At 48.9% G+C, this 20,998-nt stretch carries 11 protein-coding genes; 5 read left to right on the top strand and 6 right to left on the bottom strand.

Features of this window, described 5'->3' with window-relative positions; genetic code table 11:
• Positions 1-214: 214 nt before the first annotated feature.
• Positions 215-676 (top strand): flavodoxin family protein, encoded by a 462-nt coding sequence (locus MUG09_RS04005; RefSeq protein WP_244773808.1) that lies wholly within the window; start codon positions 215-217, stop codon positions 674-676.
• Positions 673-1,464, top strand: coding sequence for an alpha/beta fold hydrolase (locus tag MUG09_RS04010; protein WP_244773809.1), 792 nt, complete (start codon positions 673-675; stop codon positions 1,462-1,464). Before MUG09_RS04005 ends, MUG09_RS04010 begins: the two co-directional genes overlap by 4 nt.
• On the opposite strand, the gene MUG09_RS04015 is transcribed toward MUG09_RS04010, so the two are convergent.
• A complete protein-coding gene (locus MUG09_RS04015; protein WP_244773810.1) occupies positions 1,441-2,943 on the bottom strand; it encodes a S41 family peptidase in 1,503 nt (500 codons plus the stop codon). The two genes, MUG09_RS04010 and MUG09_RS04015, sit on opposite strands and share 24 nt — an antisense overlap.
• A 146-nt stretch (positions 2,944-3,089) precedes the next feature.
• Between MUG09_RS04015 and MUG09_RS04020 the strand changes: the two genes are divergently transcribed.
• Together MUG09_RS04020 and MUG09_RS04025 are read left to right on the top strand one after the other, a co-directional pair.
• The gene (locus tag MUG09_RS04020; protein ID WP_244773811.1) at positions 3,090-3,806 is read left to right on the top strand and encodes an NAD(P)H-binding protein; all 717 of its coding nucleotides are present in this window, start codon (positions 3,090-3,092) and stop codon (positions 3,804-3,806) included.
• A 16-nt stretch (positions 3,807-3,822) separates the two neighbouring features.
• On the top strand, positions 3,823-4,413 hold the full coding sequence (locus MUG09_RS04025; RefSeq protein WP_244773812.1) for a hypothetical protein: 591 nt from the start codon (positions 3,823-3,825) through the stop codon (positions 4,411-4,413).
• A gap of 61 nt (positions 4,414-4,474) precedes the next feature.
• Here MUG09_RS04025 and MUG09_RS04030 read toward each other — a convergent pair whose 3' ends face one another.
• Positions 4,475-6,322, bottom strand: coding sequence for a hypothetical protein (locus MUG09_RS04030; protein WP_244773813.1), 1,848 nt, complete (start codon positions 6,320-6,322; stop codon positions 4,475-4,477).
• A gap of 3 nt (positions 6,323-6,325) precedes the next feature.
• On the bottom strand, positions 6,326-9,136 hold the full coding sequence (locus MUG09_RS04035; RefSeq protein ID WP_244773814.1) for a DEAD/DEAH box helicase: 2,811 nt from the start codon (positions 9,134-9,136) through the stop codon (positions 6,326-6,328).
• 177 nt (positions 9,137-9,313) lie between these two features.
• Between MUG09_RS04035 and MUG09_RS04040 the strand changes: the two genes are divergently transcribed.
• Positions 9,314-10,462: an acyltransferase family protein gene (locus tag MUG09_RS04040; RefSeq protein ID WP_280529382.1), complete on the top strand. Its 1,149-nt coding sequence runs from the start codon at positions 9,314-9,316 to the stop codon at positions 10,460-10,462.
• A gap of 157 nt (positions 10,463-10,619) precedes the next feature.
• On the opposite strand, the gene MUG09_RS04045 is transcribed toward MUG09_RS04040, so the two are convergent.
• From MUG09_RS04045 to MUG09_RS04055, 3 genes are all read right to left on the bottom strand, one after another.
• A complete protein-coding gene (locus tag MUG09_RS04045) occupies positions 10,620-10,808 on the bottom strand; it encodes an HD domain-containing protein (RefSeq protein WP_244773815.1) in 189 nt (62 codons plus the stop codon).
• Positions 10,809-11,076: 268 nt separating this feature from the next.
• Positions 11,077-12,021 carry a hypothetical protein gene (locus tag MUG09_RS04050; protein WP_244773816.1) on the bottom strand — a complete coding sequence of 315 codons (945 nt, stop codon included), beginning with the start codon at positions 12,019-12,021 and terminating at the stop codon, positions 11,077-11,079.
• Between the two features lie 129 nt (positions 12,022-12,150).
• Positions 12,151-20,844, bottom strand: a complete 8,694-nt coding sequence (locus MUG09_RS04055) for a GH36-type glycosyl hydrolase domain-containing protein (protein ID WP_244773817.1) — start codon at positions 20,842-20,844, stop codon at positions 12,151-12,153.
• Positions 20,845-20,998: the final 154 nt, after the last annotated feature.

Raw genomic sequence — 20,998 nt, forward strand, 5'->3', positions numbered from 1 at the left:
TCGGTTCGATGCCTGACTCCATCTACATAATAAACCGATAGTGCAGGAAAGCAAAGAGAGCGCTGCTTGGTTTTTGGATGGCCCTCTTGTACGTATCACAGTATCTAACATCTGAGTGTGGAGAAACATGCCTGATGTGTATGTATGGAAGGGGTGGTTTGATTGTTGATTGAGTGCTAAAAGGATACAATTGAACAAACGGAGGGTTAGTCGGATGAAGGTTCTTGTCGTCTATGATTCCATGTATGGCAATACTGAACAGATTGCAAAGGCAATAGGGTCTGCATGCAAGGCGAGCGTACTGCATGCGAGTGAAGTCAAAGTGGATCAATTGAGGGATCTCGATGTCCTGATCGTCGGCTCGGCGACTCAGGCCTTTCAACCCTTGAAAGCCATGAAAACGTTCCTCAAGGAAATTCCTCAGGGAGCACTGAAAACCGTCAAGGTTGCATCCTTCGATACTAGGATGGATATTGCAGCGGAGAACAACCGACTGTTGACCGTCATGGCAAAGCTCTTCGGCTATGCCGCCGATCCGATCCTCTCTTCCCTGGTAAGAAAGGGAGGCGTGCGTACAGCCCCTTGCGAGGGCTTCATCGTCAACGACAAGGAAGGGCCGTTGAAGGACGGAGAGATTGAACGTGCACTGATGTGGGCAAAGCAGGTGATCTCGTGAAGAATCAAGGATATTTTCGCAGTGGTCTGCCGTACACCCGGATTGGAAACGGCGACAAGCCATTGGTCGTCTTCGATGGTCTCACCTTCGAACACAAGCCTCAGTCACCGGCAATGGTGAAGATGTATTCGTTTCTTGACAAGGAGTACACCATCTACAGTGTGCTGAGAAAGCCCAATCTTCCCCAGCAGTATTCACTTGATGACATGGCAGATGACTATGCCGTTATGATCAGGGAGGAGTTCGGAAAGCCGGTGGATATCATCGGCATTTCCACTGGAGGTTCGGTCGCACTGCACTTTGCTCTGTTGCACCCCGACTTGGTACGTCGTTTGGTTCTCCACTCAAGCGCACACTCGCTGAACGACAAGGCCAAGCAGCTTCAATTGGATATTGCGCAGCTTGCACAAGCAGGGCAGTGGAGAAAAGCTTGGAGCGTGCTCATTGCAACCGGCTTTCCCCAATCAGGGATTGCTTCCCACCTCTGTAAGCCATTGATAGGAATCATCGCTGTGTTGCTTTCGATGCATCATCCCAAAGACGCCAACGACCTGCTGGTGACAGTGCAAGCCGAGGACAAGCATGCATTTCAGTCACAATTACATGAAATTTCCTGTCCGACTTTGGTGGCAGGCGGTGAGGATGACTACTTCTACAGTCCCGAGCTTTTCAAACAAACGGCTGCCGGTATTCCCAATGCCAGACTCTGCCTCTATGCAAATATGGGGCATCCAGCCGGGGGAAAGCAGTTCAGAGAGGATGTGTTACGGTTCCTTCGAGAACGATAGAATTTTTATAGCTTTCAGTAATTCGACATCCACGCCTTGAGCGATGTTCAGGGCATGCTCTTTGGTCATGGGAATTCGAATGGTGGGCTGAGCCCCTCCAATTCCATTCCTGCTGTCCAATTGGATTTTGTGATTCTCATCCAGTGATTGTCCGTTCGGCCAGTGAACAACAAGGCCTCCAGGCATGGCAGCTATGCCGGATGCAAGGCCGAATGAGCCATTGGTGCCCAAGAACCCCAAGACTTCTCCGTTTGGTAGATTTCGAATCCCCATGGCAATGCCTTCACCCGAGCTGACACAGTGAGAATTCACCAAGGCGATGATGGGCCCTCTGTATTGTACTGCATTTGGTTCAATGAATACGGGCTGCTTCCCATTCTCCTCGCTGGAGGGCAGTAGTTCCCAAGTACCCGTTTCGGGGTTGTATGCATTCAGATATTCGTAGAAGGTTCGTTCGGAATAGAAGCAGCCGAGAAGATCGGCTGCCATCTGATCCATTCCTCCGATGTTGTTCCTGATATCGAGGATGATGCCTGTTGCTTTCTGCTCAACAGCCGTCGCTACAGCCTGTTCGAACAGAGTGACGGTAGAAAGGACTTTTCCTGTCATCTGAAGGTCGGCATCGAGCAATCCCCAGACTTTTATGTACGCAATATCGTGTGCCAACATCTCGGTTTCCACCATGGACCGGGGCATGGGTTCATCTGTTTCAATCTCCAGTATGGCTTTACGGATCCTATCTGAGACTACGCTATCGGGATAGCCTTTGCTCAAAGAGGCCCTGTTGTCATCGTAGGCTGAAACCTGCACGGTATGTATAGTGTCACCCTCGATTGAACGGAAGGTTGCTTGGTGCTGTTCACCTATTGGTGCGCGTACCAGATACTGTTGCTGTGCAAGATGCAAGTCTTCGCCGGTGGCGCAATTGCTGGTGAAGATGGGAAGGACAGCATCGATGGCAGCCGCAATGGGAATGCCGTCCCAAGAGAGGATTTCACATCCTGCTCTCATCCCCGCATTCCAAGCTTCGCCTTGTTCCTCTACCCAGGTGGCGATGACGCTTGTGTCATCAAGATGCGCGATGGAAAATCCAAAGCCTCCGCCGATGTACTGGTCATCGATGGCTGCGATGTTGTTGATGCTTACGTGCCGGTCGGGGATTTTGTGCAGGTAGCTTCTGAGGGCAAGGTAGTAGGCGGGAAAATCCTGACTTGCTTGAGCTTCAATAATCTGTGGATTGTAGGTTTCAAAGAGAACATCCCAATCGATGCCCTTCCACTCGGTGAAGGCATACTCGGTCGCCAGTTGTCGGCTGAGGGTGCTGAAGGCTTCTTCCCATGAGAGCTCGCTGTAGTCGTTTGGCAGCTCTTCATTGCCGATAGCAGATTCAACAGGCATGGATTTGCATGCTGTGACCAGGGCAAGAATCATCAAAAGTACGAGCGTCCCGTAATAGGACCTGCGATGTATGGTGAGCATGGTATTCTCCCTGTGTAACAGGGGACAGTATATCACGAAGTATGCTCAAGGAGCTCATCGTTTGATTGCATTGTACATAAGCGGGTATTATCATGCATATAAAAAGGTTACCTGAGGGGAAGCAGTTAATGCAAAGAGAGGCTTGTATGAAAGTATTGGTACTTGGTGCGAGCGGGGCGACCGGAAAGTTGGTAGTATTTCAGTTGCTGCAACGCAGGATTGCAGTCAAGCAGGTGGTTCGTGAGCCTGCAGTTCTCCATCCGCTGATAATCGAAAATCCTTTGGTAGAGATTGAGCGTGGGAATATTGACTCGTTCAGTCAACAGAAAGTGCAGGAGCTCCTTGATGATTGTGGTGCAGCCGTCTGCTGTCTTGGTCACAGGACAACGATACGGGGAATCTTTGGAAAGCCACATAGACTGGTCATCCATGCTGTGCAGAAAGTAACTACAGCTATGGAAGCCCTTTCCTGTTCTCAGAAACTGATTCTTATGAGTACCACCGCCTACACCAACAAGCAGGACGGGGAGAAGAACAGGTTCGGAGAGGCACTGGTGCTCTCGATTCTGAAAGTGCTTTTACCTCCACACCGTGACAACATGCTTGCTGCTGACTTTCTGGTGCACCGTATTGGAACGAGGGGGGCCTTCTCCTGGGTGGCGGTAAGGCCTGATACGCTCATCGATGCAGAGAATCCCAGTGAGTATGAACTCTTTTCTCACACCAACCGAAGTCCTGTCTTCAATGCAGGAAAAACCAGCAGGATCAATGTAGCCGCCTGTATGGCGGAGCTCTTGACCGATGAGCAATTGTGGGAGCAGTGGAAGTACAAGACGCCGGTGCTCTATAATAAGCTTGGCTAGAGGGGGAATTACAGCGATGGGAAACACTACAAAGCGTACCAAGAGTGAGGGAAGTGCGAAATCCTACCCCCTCAGCGGCGTGCAGGCGTTGCAGGTTCTGAGCATGTTGAAGCAGAGGCATCCTGAGCTTGAGAGTGAGATTTCTGAGCTCTCTTCTCGTGTGTTCAACGATATTTGCACCGAGGATGTTGCACAAGAGGTGTATTCCGCACTCAACTCCCTGGAAGCTCATGATTGCTGGGAAGCGTCTGGCAGGCAGTGGGGTGGAGGGTATCGTGATGAGTATGAGGTTGCAGATGAAATGGTCAGTGAAGCCTTTTCCCCCTTTCTGTTTCAAATCAATACGTTTCATACCACCGGTGAATTTGCTTCAGAGTTGGCATACATTCAGGGCGTATTGATGGGCCTTTACCGGTTTCAAAAGGAAGCAACCACCGACTTCAGCGACTATACCGAAGACTATCCTGAATCGTTTGCGACGGATATCCTCGGCGATTGGTGCAAGCGTCATCCGGATGACAGTTCGTCTCGGGAGCTGCTGCGTGTCTTTCTCAGCGACCAATGTCCCGATTGGGCTAAAGTCCTGCAAGCCATTCTCGCAAGGTGATCGGCTTCATGCTAGCGGAGTTCGGTCCGAAGATAATGAAAGAAATATGATGTACAGACCACTACAGCGTATTCAAATACCCATGTTCCATCAGGAGCTTTTGGAACGCTTTCTGGTTTCCTTTTCTCACCACCACTTTGTTGTCTTCAGCCCTGATCAACAGCTTCTTGAACGCCGGATCGGTGGCGAACATTCTCCGTATCTCAGGATCGTCGGGAAAGGTGTAGAGCAAGACCTGCTCCCCATGGCAGAACAACGTGGAACGTTTCTCAAGTGATGCAAAGAACTGCTTCCATCGATCAGAAGGATCCGGGTCGATGATCAGTTTGAATTTATCTATGCGGCTGACGATATCGGAGGAGGAAGAGCAACCTCTGATGAAAGAAGCCTCGGTAATCCTGAACCGTTCAACACCCAAGGGGATACCGATCTGTTCAAGGAACAACCTGCGCTCCAAGGACTTTCCCTTGAAGGTGACCAGCAATAGTTCCTTGTCGGTGATGGTCTCGAATACCTGCTTTTTGGGCTGGGGACGCTGCTCGACCATATTCATGCACCATGCTCCAAACTCAGTCAACCTGACACTGTCCAAGGCTTCATAGGGGGTGAGCGGGTGGAGTTTCTCATTCTTGGTGAGCAGGAGTGGCGGCTGTGTTTCCGTAATTTCGAGGATGCCCAGGGATGCAAGGAGATAGAGATAGGCGTTGAACAGCGGCCGTTCGAACAAAGGTCTTTGCAATACCGTCGTTGGACGGAAACCCTTGTCGTCGTAAGACCCATACTCAGCGAATGGAAACTGAATTTTCTGTCCGCGGATGGATAGTGCAGTGTCCAGGACGTCCTCGTTGAAAAAACGCATGCGAAAGCCACGAACGGTGAATAATTGGAAGAGCTCTTCAACACTATACCAGCCATCATCCGGCTTCAAGCATGTAAGCATGTTCACCATCCCTTTTCGTGAAGCAAAGTCGATGGCAACTGAATGGGCGTAGTTCCAGTTAAGGCTGCATTGGTCAACCAGGGAGCAATACTCGAAGTAATCACTGAATATGAAGCCAGACATGGACGGGGCTTTAAAGAACATTCGTTGTACCAAGGCTTTAATCGTCGCCATGGAATCTTCGGGTCTTTTCAGTTTGCCTGTTTCAAAGGCAAGAACAAACTTGGCAAGCAACACCAAGGGGTCGAGATTATACGCCGATGAAAGAGGGAAGGGAGGGAGCCCGCACAATGACCGCAGGTCCTTGATCTGTACTTTTAACAACCCTTTTCTGATGATGGTTTTTGTATCCCGCTCCTTAAGAAGTGGGATCATCGACTCAATGAACAAGGGAAATACTTCGTGTATCTGGGCTTGGACACTGTATACCTCACCTCCTGCGCTCGGTGAAGGTTGGGGAGTGTAGTCCTCTTCCTTGTATAAAAATGGTCTAAAATGGTTTACGAAAAACTCCTCAAGCTGCAGGACATTCTTGCTGCGGATAGTAAACAGCCCAAGGCGCAATGTTGGATTGAGTGTGTAACGGTCCAGATAGTAATAGTGGTAGCGGTTGGTGTCTTCAATGATAAGATTCTCATCCACCGACCAATCCTGGCTTCGGATATCGATGAATGGGTTCAGGCACCCTGCCTTGATCAGCTTCTGCAGGTAGATAGGCAGGCTGGTAAAGAATGCATCAAATGCTTCTTGCGTGGCAAAGTCAAGTGATTGGGCAAAATGGTCGCATTGTTCCGACTTGTAACTTATCTTCTGGGCCTTCCCTATGAGACACCTTTGGAAGGTGGATAGCTCCTCTTGTGTGAATCGATTCAATGCAATTGAAATGGTTTTGGCTGTTGCCGAAAGTTTGACTTTGGGTGTCAGGTCCAATTCCAATCCGTAGTGAACACTTTGTTTTTTTGCTGCCATTACTTACCCCAACAACTGTTCGATGTCCTCTTCGGACAACGCCTTGACTGCATTAGAATCGGAGGCAAGCAATGAGGATGCAAGATCCGCTTTTCTCTGTTGCAATTCCAAGATTTTCTCTTCGATGGTGTCCTTGGCTATCATGCGGTAGCAGAACACCGGATTCACCTGACCGATTCTATGCGTCCGGTCTATGGCTTGGTTCTCCGCCGCCCTGTTCCACCAGGGATCGACGATGAAGACGTAGTCAGCGGCAGTGAGGTTCAGCCCAAGGCCTCCTGTTTTCAAGGTCATCACAAAGACTCCGATCGACGGGTCGTTTTGGAAGCGCTGGACCAACGATTGTCGGTCGACGGTGGCTCCTGTCATGACCAGATGCTCAATCCCGATCGAGGTGAGGTCTTCGCTGATCAGTTCAATGGTCGCCAGGAAGTTGGTGAAAATCAGGCATTTATGACCCTCTTCCACCAATGAGGCGATAACATCCTTGCAGTAGGCCCGTTTGGCCGAAATTCCAGGATACGCTCCATCGGCTTCAGGCACCGATGCCAAGCGACGCAGCTCGGTGAGCGCCTGAAGGATCATGAAGGTGTTCTTGGCGATGCCTCCCTGTGAGATGGCATCCTTGACCCTCTCTTTCAACTCCTCTCTTCGCTTGTTGTACACGGCCATATGCTGACTGTCCAGTTCGATGTACGCAGTTTGTTCGGTCTTTTCAGGCAGATCCTTGAGGACGTCCTTCTTTACTCGTCTGAGCATGAATGGGTAGAGTCTTGTCTTCAAATCCTTGAGGGCATCGGGATCTTGATTTTCCTGGATGGGTTTCATATACGTCTGCAGGAATTCCTGTTGACTGGAGAAAAACAGAGGGTTGAGAAAGTGAAAGAGGCTGTACAACTCGGACAAGCCATTCTCAATGGGGGTTCCACTGAGGGCCAGGCGGTGTTCTGCTTTCAGAGAGAGCACTGCGCTGGTTGTCTTGGTCTCCAGGTTCTTGATGGTCTGCGATTCATCGAGAATGATGTAAAAGAAATGCTTCTTGGCAAGGTCCTCGCTGTCATTTCTGATGGTGGCATAGCTGGAAAGGATGATTTGCGTCTTAGGGTCCTCAAGTTGGGATACCTGCCTTGTCGGTCCGTAATAGAGCGTACAGGCAAGTTCAGGTGCAAATCGATTAAGTTCGTTCTGCCAGTTGTAAATCAGCGAACGCGGTACCAGGATGAGAGTAGGAGCATGGGAGGCCTTGTGATAGAGCTTTCTGAGCAATGCAATTACCTGCACCGTTTTCCCAAGGCCCATTTCGTCGGCCAAGCAGGCCCCCATGTGATGCTTCTGTAGATACTCCATCCATTGGACGCCGTAGTGTTGATAGGGCCTAAGGGTTCCTTCCGCCAATTCATACGCTTCGGGTTTTTCACCCAATGCATTGTATCCTTGGTAGAATGTCCGAACACGGTCAGCTCCTTCTCCGTGAATGGATAGTTCTGCTTCCTTTTCCAAAGCGGGAATGTCGAAGAACGAGACACGCACGGTCTCCTTCTGCTTGGACTGCTGGTGAACCAGTCGTTCAAAGCGTTTGAGCTTTCGCATGTCCGGATATACGCGAGATCCGTCACTGAGGGTTATGAAGCCGCTTTTTCGATACTCGGACAGAAAACGGGTGAAGGAGAAGGTTTCCTGTTCCACCGAGATGCTGGCATCGCCTTCAAAATAGTCGATGCCGCTTCCGAGGGAGAGTTTCAGTGTTGGTTTGGAGAATTTGACTTTGTACTTGCTCAATATGGAGGCTTGGAAGAGTGAGAATTTGGAGATGAGCTCTCCCATGTGCAGTGATAGGAACTTCTGGGCAAAATCGCCTTCCAGGATGAAATGCCGTTCTTCCTCGAATACCGCACTCTTTGTTTCCTTTCCCATGGTTGCGAGTATGGCCCGAAACTCTTCTGCAGGATCGCGGGGATACACCACCTCTGAAAGTGTCAAGCGCCTTTCGGTCTCATCGATGTGGACGACCTTGATGATATCCTGTTCTTCAAAAAAACCAGGTGGATACGATTCGAGGTGGATGATCGGAAGAATGTGCAGGTATCCGTAGGCATCTATCTCCTTGAAGAACAAGCTTGCACTTGCCTCGATGGGGTGGCTGTTCTGGATTGTATACCCCTCATAGGCGAGGGTGATGGTGGGAAATTTGGAGAGAACCAGGGAGAGATAGGCTTGGAGATCGGAGGATTTCATATCGGCATTCAGTAAGCTCCACTCATGCCAATAGGGACCCAGATCCTCACAATGATAGACTTGATTGCCAAGCACGACGTGCTCGCATGAGATTGGATGGATTGCCGTCTGCAGGGGGCTCTGTTCGGAAAGAAGAATTCTGGGGCTTGCAATTATCCAATTCTCCTTGGGGGAGGTGAGCAACAGTTGTACACGTGCTTCCTCATTCTCTGCCTGCAGGATGTGGTTGGTCTCATCAAGCAATAGACGGGAGCGGACGGCGAGCTCCATGAGCCTGGGGCCGGGGTCGTGCACGGTGATACCGACTTCATCTTGATACAGGGCATCCCAACGAAGATACTTCTGCTCTTTCTGATGCATGAGGGAGAACTCCCTCAGAGCATTGCGAATGACTCCGGTGTAGCGGTGGTAATCGGGTTCACAGGCATTTGCCTTGGAATCTTTGAGTTGCAATGCCCAACTCTCTTGTTCCTTCACCAGATGGAAAAAGAACGATCCGCTTGATTGTTTCTCTTGTTGGGATGGTATTCCCGCTGGGGTCTTCCTTGGTCTGCCGCGCTTGGGTTCTGTCTCTGCCATAGTCCTTGATTATGCATACGTTGGAAAAGGCATGCAAGGTGAAAGCCCCAGCTGGAGCTGCTTTCCCACCAAGGAAAGAATTGCCACCGACGCAGTGACCAGGCTGGCTGATAATGAGAGTCTCTATGGTTGTACTTGGGATATTCTCAAAGGTTTTAGATTATGTCATTATATGGTATGGAGAAAACACGTCAGTACTGGGCAGACTGGATGAGAGTCTCAATTATTCTCACTCTGATCGTATACCATACGTCTTTGACCTTCAGTGCCTTGGGAAGTACCTATATATACCGTGAGATTGACAGCCCTACTGTAATCCCATTCCTACTCTTGACAGCTCCATTGGACAACTTTTTCATGGCAGCTTTGTTTTTCTTGGCAGGCTACGCAGCGTTCTTCGCATTGAAAAAGAGAACAGCGAGCGAGTTTGTACAAGAGAGGGATGTTCGATTAATGATTCCCGTTGGATTCGTCACGGCGCTTCTTATCCCATTCCAAGTGTATTTCAAGTATCTGCAAGAAGGTTTTACCGGGAACTTTGGCTCTTTTATGAAGACGTATTTCCCTTCCGGCATATGGGTATATGGTTGGGGCCATCTCTGGTTTCTCTTCTATCTCTTCGTATTCTCAATGCTCTGCCTTCCGTTGTTCATGTATTGGAAGACACATCCAGGACAATTGCTGAAGATCTCAGCCTTCATGACCAAAGGAGTCCATTTTCTCATTCCCCTGACGTTCATCGCCACTATGGATGCCCTGTTGCGCCCATTATTCAACACCGGCAGGTTCATTCTCTGGGGCGATTGGGCAAACGATGTGCTCTATTTGTCCTTTTTCATCCTAGGGTATGTGTTCTCCTCCGATGAGCGACTTCAGAGAAAAATCTTTGGGTGGCGACTTCCTGCCTTGTATATTGCCATCCCCTGTCTTCTCGTGATACTGACGTTGTATTACCTCGATGCAACAGAGCGGGTCCAACCGTATTGGCATACATGGCTTTGGTCTTCAATGAAAGGCATCTATGAGTGTTCCATGATTGTTGCACTTACCGGTTTTTTCCATACATACCTGAATACAGAGACCAAGGCTGTTCGGTACCTGAGCAAGGCATCTTTTTCTTATTACCTCTGGCATTTTCTGCCTGTGACGGGCATGACGTGGTTTGTCTTGAAGTCCGACTGGCATCCTTATCTTCAATTCCTGGGGATTGTACTTCCATCGTATCTGTTTATTTTCATTGTCTATGAGTTGGTGAACAGGAGGCTTTTTAAAACGATACGGAAAGTGATGCACCCCTGGTTTACCACCTCGAGGCAAAGCTCCTGACCTCTGATGCCGTGAGCTGCGTCACAGTATGTCCTTCGTTTCTTCGGCAAGCCGGCTGAGAAATGCACGCATGAAGGAGCTCCGTTCTTCAATTATCAGCTTTGTGCCATCCAAGCAGATGTGCTGTTTGATTTTTTCCATTCTTGCTGTGGTGGAGTCATATGCTTTTCTCTTTGCTTCCGTTGTGATGGTTGACAATGCATTCGGCGATGTGCTCGATGCGTGCGTGATCCTTAATTGTGTCCTGCAGATAGGCTTTGGCGACTTGTGCCGACCTCACTGCATGATCGACTCCTTCCATTTTCCATGCAGCACCCCAATCATGCATCAACACAGCAATATGCACAATTTCGTGATCATAGATTCGTCCCTCACTGATTGTCTCAATGATCGCCAACCAACCGCAGGGAGTGATTCAAACCGTATTCTTTGGACAGAGTTTGAATATCGTCAATGATGCCCATCAAATACCTTTTTCAATATGTAGTGTCTTACACGGTGCAAACAACCCTTGATAGCAAAAGGTTTCTTCGCTGTGCTTGGAGGTTGAGTACTGGTTATAAAAAGAAAAACGGAGGACAAGTACGTCCTCCGCTCCATATTCATGCCTAATATTACAGCAAGAAGTAATGTACTCCAATATACGCATTGGAACTTCCAAGCAATGAAGCCTTGCTACCGTATAACTCAGCTCCAACATATGCAAACAAATCTTCGGTGAAATAGTATCCGGCCTCTCCACGAGCCATGTAGGAATAATTCAAGCCTGAGCCATCGGAAAATCCATTCTGAGTCCAAAGTTTATCGGCGGTAATACTCGCTGAGAATTCGGTAACCAATTTTAGTTTCTCGCTGATATATGCAAGTGATCCCATGAATTGGTTGCTTGCCGATACTTCAAAAGTGTCAAACGTAGACGGCATGCTGATGGTGGGGAAACCCAATAGCACATACCCCTGCACCCAAAGATGGTCACTCAGCTGTGCTCCAGATTCAAGAATTCCTGATATTCCAACATTCAGGTCTGTGGCAATAGCAGCATCTTCGAACAACTGGCTCACGAAAACCCCGCCACCGATATCCACCCCAAGGCGAAGTCCTTTGACTAGATCCCTAAAGTGTTGGTGAACAGTGACTTCCTTGGCTTTGTTGTAGGGATACCAAGTGAAATACGCATCGGCTGTTAGGAACGAGCCATACGAATCGTCCTGGCTGCTGGACAGGTAAAGGCCGGTCTGCATGAGTTGGTTTTGCTTTTCATTGAAGCGGAAATCAAGCCAGCTTGCACCATACGGTCTTACTGCACTGAGCTCGCTTCCAAACTCATATGGTACATAGGTGCTGAGATACGTTCCCCCCGTCAGGTTGTCAGTCGATTGCCTGCCAAATAGATACTCAGCATAGGGCTTACCTACATACACAAACTCACTTGGAGTACGTATATCAAGCAGATCACTCACTTCCGCCCACATCCCCGCACGAAGTATTTGGTCAGCAGCGAACAGGGGACCAGAGACGGCTGCTAAAGCTACGAGTAGGATAATTGCAATTTTCTTCACAGGAACCTCCCAGGGAAATTCTCTCCATACGTATGGAAATCCTAGCACGTCTCGAAGCAAAGCACACGGTAAATATCGGTAATTATGAAAGTTTCATATTCCAATCAGGCTAAACATATCCTCGACACTTTATGTTGACGTACCAGCTTCGCTGGGAATCTTCCATTCGATCGAGTGCTCTTGTTGGTCATCAACAAGGATGATATGTTCATCCTCCTGCAGCACCCCATCAACACGAACTTCTCTGCTTGCCCCTGCAGCCATCTGCACAACCTTGATGTGATACATCGTCTTTTGAAATCGATAGTGCAGTACAAACTCCTTCCAATCGGGGGGGAGCAGGGGGTTCATCTGCAATGTATTGCTGGTGAGGGTGAACCCTAGAAGAGATTCCAATATGAGTCGATACATCCAGCTGGCAGAACCGGTATACCATGACCACCCACCACGACCGGCATGCGGCGCACACGAATACACATCTGCAGCCATCACATAGGGATCTGATTTGTACACATCCATCAAAGCAGCAGTTTTCGAATGTTCTATCGGGTTGATCATGGAGCATAGCTCCCATGCTCGCTTTGCATCACGCAATTGGGCGAAGGCCATTGCAACCCAAATTGCTCCATGGGTGTACTGTCCTCCATTTTCACGAACACCGGGGACATACCCTTTGATATATCCGGGTTCCAGATCGGAAGTATCGAAAGGCGGATCAAGAAGCTGTATGACACCCTGCTCCTGTTTTACCAGGAATTCATATACGGAATTCATTGCTTGGTGCGCGCGCGCTTGTTCTCCTGCTCCAGAAAGGACAGCCCAACTCTGTGAAAGTGAATCGATTTTACATTCAGCATTCTTCGAGGAGCCAAGCAGTCTACCATCATCAAACCAAGCTCGATTGTACCAAGCACCATCCCATGCGCTATCATGGAGATGCACCTTCAATTCATATGCTTTCTTCCGGCAAAGAGCAGCGAACTTATCGTTCTTTCGGTGTGATGCAACATCACTGAATTGCATCAATAAGGAGTATTGGAAAAACCCCAGCCATACACTTTCACCCTTACCTTCCTTCCCAACCAGATTCATCCCATCATTCCAATCTCCGGACCCCATGAGAGGCAAGCCGTGTACCCCTCGATGGAAACCAAAGCTGATCGCCCGGGTGCAATGGTCGTAGAGACTCGCAGTTTCCTTGCTTGTTCGCGGCATATCGTAGGAAGACTCTTCGCCTGCCTTGAGCTTCGGCCCTTCAATGAAGGGGACCATCTCATCGAGAATTGTTTTATCGCCGGTGATCGATAGATACCGGATTGTTGCGAGGGGGAGCCACAGGTAGTCATCGGAACAATGTGTTCGCACACCCCTTCCCTTGGGTGGATGCCACCAATGCTGCACATCGCCTTCGGCGAATTGGCGGGAAGCGCTAAGCAAGATGTGGGCGCGTGCAAGCGTAGGGTCGGCATAGATGAGTGCCATGATATCCTGGAGTTGATCGCGGAAACCATACGCTCCACCTGATTGGTAGAACCCGCTTCGACCCCACAACCTGCTGGAAATCATCTGATACACCAACCATCCATTTGCCAAAGTATCGAGGGCGCTGTCCTGAGTCTCAATCTGGATGACCGATACTGTCCGGTCCCAAAAATCACGAACTTCATCAAGTGCCAAACGTGCTGAGTATAAGGAGTTGTAGCGGTTGACCAGTGATTTTGCGTCCTCACTGTCTCTTCCCGCCCCTAAGGTGAACACCACAGCAATTTCCTCCCCTTTCTCAAGCTGCAAAGGCACTTGAATCACAGCACAGGGGTCGTATCCAGGCCCAAGGGACTCGGAAAGTTTCTTTTTTGTCAGAGCGTCAGGATTGGCAAGCGTTCCATTGCGCCCGATAAATTCAATTCGGTCACCTGTTGTCGTGTGATTGTTTCCTGTGGCATGAAGAAACACCGTGGTACCGGCGAAATCGGGGGTATACCAGTTTTGTGCAAAGATTGCCCCGGAATCCTTTTGTAATTCAGTCACCACGTGCATTGCAGATTTCTCCCTGAGGCTGCCGAGTACCAATTCCACGTAGTTTGTTGCTGATAATCTACGGGTTCGCTGAGAATCGTTGCGTAGGGTGAGCATTGCAAATTTCACGGATGCTTTTTGAGCAACGAATACCGTGAGATGTGAATGAATTCCAGACTGTGAATATTCGAAAGTACTATACCCGAAGCCATGACGGCAGACGTAACGTCCATTGCCTGTACGGGGGGAAGGGGTGGGTGACCAATATTCACCACTCTCCTCGTCACGGATATAGTACGCTTCCCCGCTGGTATCACTTACTGGATCGTTATACCAGGGAGTCAAACGAAATTCGTGAGCATTTCCCATCCAGGTATATGATGTCCCTGACTCAGTGATGACCGTGCCGAAATCTGGATTTGCAAGTACATTGGACCAGGGAGAGGGCGTTTTCGTATCTTTACCCGTAACGATGGAATACTCTTTTCCCCCATCCGAAAACCCCCCGATTCCGTTGGAAAATTGCAATTCCAAATCTGAGAACGAGGGGGAAGCCTGGGTAGGGTTCTTTACTCCGCGTATCGGTCTCAACCTGGGTATCAGCAATTTCTTGGTGCTTTGTTCCATAATCTGATTTTCCAGAGAGCCGCTGCCGTCATCCAGTACGATTCGCGAGACTGCATTCACCAATTGCCGGTCTTCCAGCGAAAATTGGTCGGAACCTCGTATGAAAATTCCTCCCGGCCGGTCGATTATGGTTTTTCCTCCAACCGCGGTGACCATTGCAAGAATTTGCTCTTGGAGTTCCTGTCGGTATCCTTCAGTTTCCTCATGCAGGATCATCAAATCCACTTCAAGACCTTTTTGATGCCAATAGGAATGCGCCTGCACCAGTTGCTGAACCATACTGATATTTGCAAGGTTTTTAATCGTAAACAACACAATGGGTACATCACCCGATAAAGAGTACCCCCATAACCCTGATTGACCGCGCTTGTTTGCAATAAGTGATGCAGCATCGGAACGGAGTCGGGAATTGGCATAGAGAATGGAACCGGCCATCTGATCATAGAAAAGTGCTGCTTTGGGGTTGCTGTTGATCTGCTTGAGAGCTACCTGGCTGTGTGCTTGGGATAGTTCGAATACTCGATGGGAAAACCATTTTCCTTGATACTTCTCTGCAAGCTGCAGCGTTGCTTCCTTGGAATCGCTTATACCTGTGACAATATCAATCGTCACAAAGGACTCTGGTTCCAATACTATTGTCTGACGGATGGCCACAATCGGGTCCAATACCGAGCCCTGTGTTCCCGAAAGGGGCCCAAGGGTTTGCATTGCCTTGGGAGATACCACCGAGTTTCCCCGTCCGATAAAGCGCATGCGATCCGTTTCATACGAAGTTGCCAGAACCTTCGCATCATGTACCTTCATGAGGTGAAACAGAGAGGGTGTGCTCTCCTGTGGCGATCGTGGACGGCGGGAGCAAAGTATGGCCTGCAATTTTTCAACTATTTCAGTTTGAACAAATAGGTTGCTGAAACTTGGGTGCGCAGCGTCGGTTTGGGCGTCGGCAAGAACAACTTCTGCGTAGCTGGTTACCTCGATGGTTTGTTTTGCGAAGGATCGATTGGTTATGGTGAGCCTACGCAACTCTATGGAATCTTCAGGGGAAACTGCAATTTCCGTATATGTATCGAATTCGTGGTCCCGCCGACGAAATTCCGCACGCCCCTCGGAGAATATCACTTCATATTTTTCTGGGTTCTTCAGCGTAGGCTGGAAGGTATTCGACCAATACTCCTGGGTGGCTTCATTACGGATATACACGAACGTGCCCCAATTGTCCCGGGTGGTGTCTTCATGCCAGCGTGTAAGTGCCAGCTTGTTCCACCTGCTATAGCTTCCTCCTGCCGTAGTAACCATTGCATGATAGGTATCACTGGACAGCAAATGCACTTCCGGAATTCGTGTCTGATATGTGTTGAAAGTACGTGAGATAGTCTTCGATTCTTTCAGCAGCACCCGCTTTTCAGGCACATTCATCTCTTGTGAATATATGAACGTCGGTCTAGGACTCTTCTCCTCAAGCAGCAAACTTGTCGCTTGTATCATGGGAATCGATTCGAATCTTTTTTGCATAGGACCGTCCAGCAAGTGAGCCACAAACGAGAGAAAACTCATTCCTTGATGATGAGCCATGAAAGACTGCACGACGGCATACTTTTGTCCGGCCGGTAGGCGTGATTTCGTGTAATCGATGGCTTCATACATTCCGTAGGCACCCTCAAATCCGCTTTTGGATAATACAAGCAGATTTAGACACGCTTTGTAAGGTGCAATCATCAGAGAGAGGGCTGTAGCATAGGGTGCCACCACCAAATCATTGAGTACTGTTCGTTTCAAACCCAATCCTGGAACACCAAATGCCCGGTATTGATAGTTGAGCAAGACGTCATACGCGTTGTAACCCGACTCTGAGATACCCCAGGGAATGCCCTGCAAGTGTCCATACTCAATCTGTTTCCGTACTGCAGCCTTGCACGTCTGGTCGAGAATTGTTCCCTTGAAGGAAGGCATCACCAACAGAGGCATCAAATACTCAAACATTGAGCCGCTCCATGAGTAGAGCATGGTTTCACTACCTGATTTGGTGATCAATCGGCCAAGGGAGAACCAGTTTTCCTTTGGTATCTGCTGCTGTGCAATTGCAATAAAACTCGTGAGTCTTGCTTCCGATGCAAGGAGATCATAGTATCCGGAGTCCTTGCGATGGCTATCGACTGTATAGCCGATCGTAAACAGATTCCGTCGTTTATTATACAGAAAGGTGAAATCCATGGATGCCAGATTCTCAATCTGCAGTGCAAGCGCGTTGATCAATGAAAATCGCTCTTCGGCATGGGTCCGGCCCAGAGCGATCAGTTCGATGAATCGAGGGATTCTTCCGTTGAGCGCCTCTAGAACGGTGCCTTCAAGAACATAGGCTTCCCGCAAGCTTGAAAACACACAGAGTTTCTGAAACTCACCCTCATTCTCGAAGAGGGATGCGTGGCTTACCCAGGGGAAAAGGAACTCACACTCATCCAGAGCATCGTGGCATTGCTTGATGAGCATTCCTACCCACCATTTCAGCATGGGGTCTTTTTCGTCTTCAAGTGCCACATGGATTTCTTCGGCTGTTTTGCTTAGTTGTTCAAGCTCCGTCCATACGCCGGACATCGTTTGTGCGGGAGTATGCAGCACCGAATCAAGGTGCTTTTGGAACGTGAACAATACTGGATGGGATGATTCTCCAAGGATTTCTTGGAGAACCATCGCAGTATCTTGCAGACCTTTCCAAATTTTTGTCTCAGAGAATTGCTCGTCGGCAAGCGATGCTATGCCGGCGCGCAACGTGAGAAGATGCGAGGCGAGGTTGCCGCTATCAACGGTTGAGATATATCGAGGGGCAAGAGGCTGCAATGTTATGGTGTCATACCAGTTGTAAAAATGCTTCTTGTACGTTTCAAGCATTTGCAGTGTCTGAAGAGTGAGGCTGGTGCGCTCAAGCAGCAGACCATCGGAAATGTACCCGAGATCCCTGGCTCCCAGATTGGATAGAAGCGCGAGTCCAATATTTGTCGGTGAGGTCCGATGAGCAATTTTCGGAGTAGGTATTTCTTGGAAATTATCAGGAGGGAGCCAATTGTCTTCCTCTTTTACAAAGGTTTCAAAAAATGCCCAGGTTTTTCTTGATAGTCTATGAAGATAGGCATTCTGATTCTCTGATAGCGTTTCCTTCTTGTTCACGATTGGTTTGCTGAATTCCCAGACAATCCCTGCAGAACACGACCAGAAAAGAAGTACGGGGGCAGCAGCAAGCAGTGCAGTCGGTGCAAGCACTGTAAGATAGAAGAAAAGCACGAAAGAAACGACAGGAGCAATCCACATGAGAAGAACGGAAGAGCCCAGTGTCTGATATCCTCCATGGGTATTGGTTTCTGAAGGATTCCACTGCAGAAGATGCCGGTGTGAGAAACCCATCCTCCAGACGGTTCTTAGGATTGCACGTACGCTGACATAGGCATCATACGGCATACAAGCCAAATCAAAAATAGCCGAGAGCAGATGTCTGGAAAATGCATGCATCGTAGAGGTGATATGGGACGCAAGAGGCATGTCATAGGGTTTTTGGAATACTGACACCGCCGAAATTACTAGAGGAGGGAGAAACAGGAACCCTAGAACTGAAAGTGTCCAGAGCAGCGGGTTGGCTAGGGTCGTCCATCCGACGATAAGAAGGACGGTTAGGATGATTGAGGTGATGCTTCTTCTGAGATTATCGAGAATTTTCCATTTTGAAAGCCAGGACAAACTATTTTTTTCCGTGAGTTTCCTGCTTGTCGGTACATGGGGGAAAAGCCAGGCCAACAGCTGCCAATCGCCTCGGATCCATCGCTGGCGGCGGTCCATATCCGCGCGATAGGTCGTAGGGATGTTTTCGAACAGCTGGATGTCGCTGACCAAGCCCGACCGGGCGTAACATCCTTCCTGCAGATCGTGACTGAGGATGCGATTCTCTGGAAATCTCTCCTTCAAGGCAAAATCGAAGGCTTTTACATCATAGATTCCCTTGCCGATAAAGGAACCTTCATCGAAGAGGTCCTGATACACATCAGAGACGGCACGGGTGTACAGATCTAGGCCGGGGTTGCTTCCGATGAGTCGGGAATACCGTGATTGCGCAATCGCTGAAAGATTTGCATTGATCCGTGGCTGCAAAATCGCATGACCGTCAATGATTCGTTTCCGCTTCAGATCGTATTGCGGGCGGTTGAGAGGGTGGGCCATGGTCGCCGCAAGCTCCTTGACCGAGTCCCGCGGCAAGGTGGTGTCTGTGTCCAGGGTAATGATATATTTCACCGATTTGAGTTGCGCCAAGTCCCCAACGATGAGATCGAAAGGGCTTTTCTGATTTGAACGAATAAGCGCATGCAAGTCTGCCAATTTGCCTCGTTTTCGTTCATACCCAATCCACATCTTCTCTGAGGTATTCCATTTCCTCCCTCGGTGGAACAGGAAGAATGGTTCGCCATCAGCAGTTCCATACAATTCGTTCAACGCTTTGATGTTCTGTTGTACATGGGATGCAAGTTTCTTATCCAGCGGCAGGGTTTCTTCTTTGGCATCCAAGAAATCGGTCAACAGTGCATACAGTGCATTGCTGTCACGGTTTGCCAAGAACCGTACTTCCAAGGCTTCGGTGAGAGATTCGATTGCATGGTCGCTCGAGAGCATCGAGGGAACCACAACCAGTGTGCGTGATGAAGGAGGTATACCTTTCGAGTAATCCATCCGTGGCAGAGTCCTGCTGGGAATAATCAAAGTCACCATCCAATTCACGAGTGCAGTGGAAAATGTCCCTGCACCGATACAAGCCAAAAGGCCGGCACAGAGCAATTTCCAACCTGACAGCCCTTCGTGCCAGCCTATGGACATCAACAACCATGCAGCGATGACTGAAATACTGCCGATCGATCCACTATACATCAATAATTTCGCATGCATTCCCACGACGAAAGTGAACCGGTACGCCTTCGATTCTTTGTGAATGGCTTGTTTTGTTGAGACTAGGCCCTTATCCAGCAGGTAATACCCTACATGGGACAATCGCTGGTCATCCTCGTTTCCTTTCGTATGTTCCTGAGCCAGAGCAATGGCTAGAAGTGCCACATGCTGTTCATCCAGACCGCTATGCTTGGCGAGTCTTTCTACTGCATGTCGATACTTGTCACGTGTTTGGAAATCCATCTGTGCATACTGTTCAGAAGGATCTGTTCGCAATGCTCTCTCTACGTGGCTTGTAGATTCAACAAAATCCTTCCAATCATTTGCATCGAGGGAACGAAGACTCCCTATGGTATTGCTGATATTGACTTGGTCGGCTGTCTGTTGCTGGATTTCCGATTGGACAAGGGATTCTATAGTCATTCCCGACTCAGCGAGTTTCTGTTCGATCCAAGTCAGGGGCAAGTCGAATAAGGTACCTTTTCCGTAGAGTTTTTGCGAAAATTCCGCAACGAAGGAACTGTTGAGCAAAGGTTTTGAACGAGCCATGTCCGCAACCAGGATAAACAGACTATTCGGGTCCGATTCAATGTGTGCAATTATTCTCTCTGCCCAAATAGCCGCCTGTTTTTTGGCAACAATCTCTTTGGATATCCTGATGGCGATTCTCCGAAGATTTTCAATGAGGGCCAAACGAAGCATGATCGGAACCGCCCATAATTCACCGAGCGTCAAATTTGAAACCGTTTGATACGCATTGATGAATCCCGGAAGGGTTTCTGTGTCAACGTATCCATCGCCATGGGAAATAATCTCAATGGCGATGGCATACACACGGGGTTGTCCTTTGACTGTGCCATTCTGCAGTCGGGGAAGCTCCCTGCTGTAGTTCAACGGCAGGTCGCGTCTGGTGGTTAGGATGATGTTTTCAATCAAATAAAAGTTATCGAGCAGCCAATCACCTGCAGGAACTATCCTTCTGTTTGCATTTATCGTCTCAGTCAGTAAGTTCCTGACATCTTCCAATACTGCCTGGTTGATATCCATCCGCTTGAGAAATCCATTCCGGCAATGGCCGGCGTTGCTGAGTACATGTGATTGTGCAAGCGTTTTTCCATAGGTTTGCATCTGCTCAGGGTTGAATAATTCAGAATGCAAGGGTTCTTCTGTCTCATAGCTTTGCCGGAAGAAACGAAGAGTTCGAGTCTTGAATAAGGGGAGAATACCATTGAGCAATTTTTTTGTTACGTTACTTTTCATCGCTCCCTCATTGACGGCTTTCATGCTATTTCCAGTATAGCCGCCGGGGAGGGTTTTGTTTGTTCGCTACCGCACAGACTTGCGAATTGGAGAACCGAATACGTATTTACATCTCTTTCCTGAAACAACCTTTCCTTCTGCATGGATGGATATT

The organism is Sphaerochaeta associata, from assembly GCF_022869165.1.
Lineage (GTDB): Bacteria > Spirochaetota > Spirochaetia > Sphaerochaetales > Sphaerochaetaceae > Sphaerochaeta > Sphaerochaeta associata.

Excerpts from the sequence above, each read along its gene's own strand:
- MUG09_RS04040 (WP_280529382.1), top strand. The coding sequence starts at position 9,314 with ATGGAGAAAACACGTCAGTACTGGGCAGACTGGATGAGAGTCTCAATT.
- MUG09_RS04030 (WP_244773813.1), bottom strand. The coding sequence starts at position 6,322 with ATGGCAGCAAAAAAACAAAGTGTTCACTACGGATTGGAATTGGACCTG.
- MUG09_RS04020 (WP_244773811.1), top strand. The coding sequence starts at position 3,090 with ATGAAAGTATTGGTACTTGGTGCGAGCGGGGCGACCGGAAAGTTGGTA.
- MUG09_RS04005 (WP_244773808.1), top strand. The coding sequence starts at position 215 with ATGAAGGTTCTTGTCGTCTATGATTCCATGTATGGCAATACTGAACAG.
- MUG09_RS04025 (WP_244773812.1), top strand. The coding sequence starts at position 3,823 with ATGGGAAACACTACAAAGCGTACCAAGAGTGAGGGAAGTGCGAAATCC.
- MUG09_RS04055 (WP_244773817.1), bottom strand. The coding sequence starts at position 20,844 with ATGAAAAGTAACGTAACAAAAAAATTGCTCAATGGTATTCTCCCCTTA.
- MUG09_RS04015 (WP_244773810.1), bottom strand. The coding sequence starts at position 2,943 with ATGCTCACCATACATCGCAGGTCCTATTACGGGACGCTCGTACTTTTG.
- MUG09_RS04035 (WP_244773814.1), bottom strand. The coding sequence starts at position 9,136 with ATGGCAGAGACAGAACCCAAGCGCGGCAGACCAAGGAAGACCCCAGCG.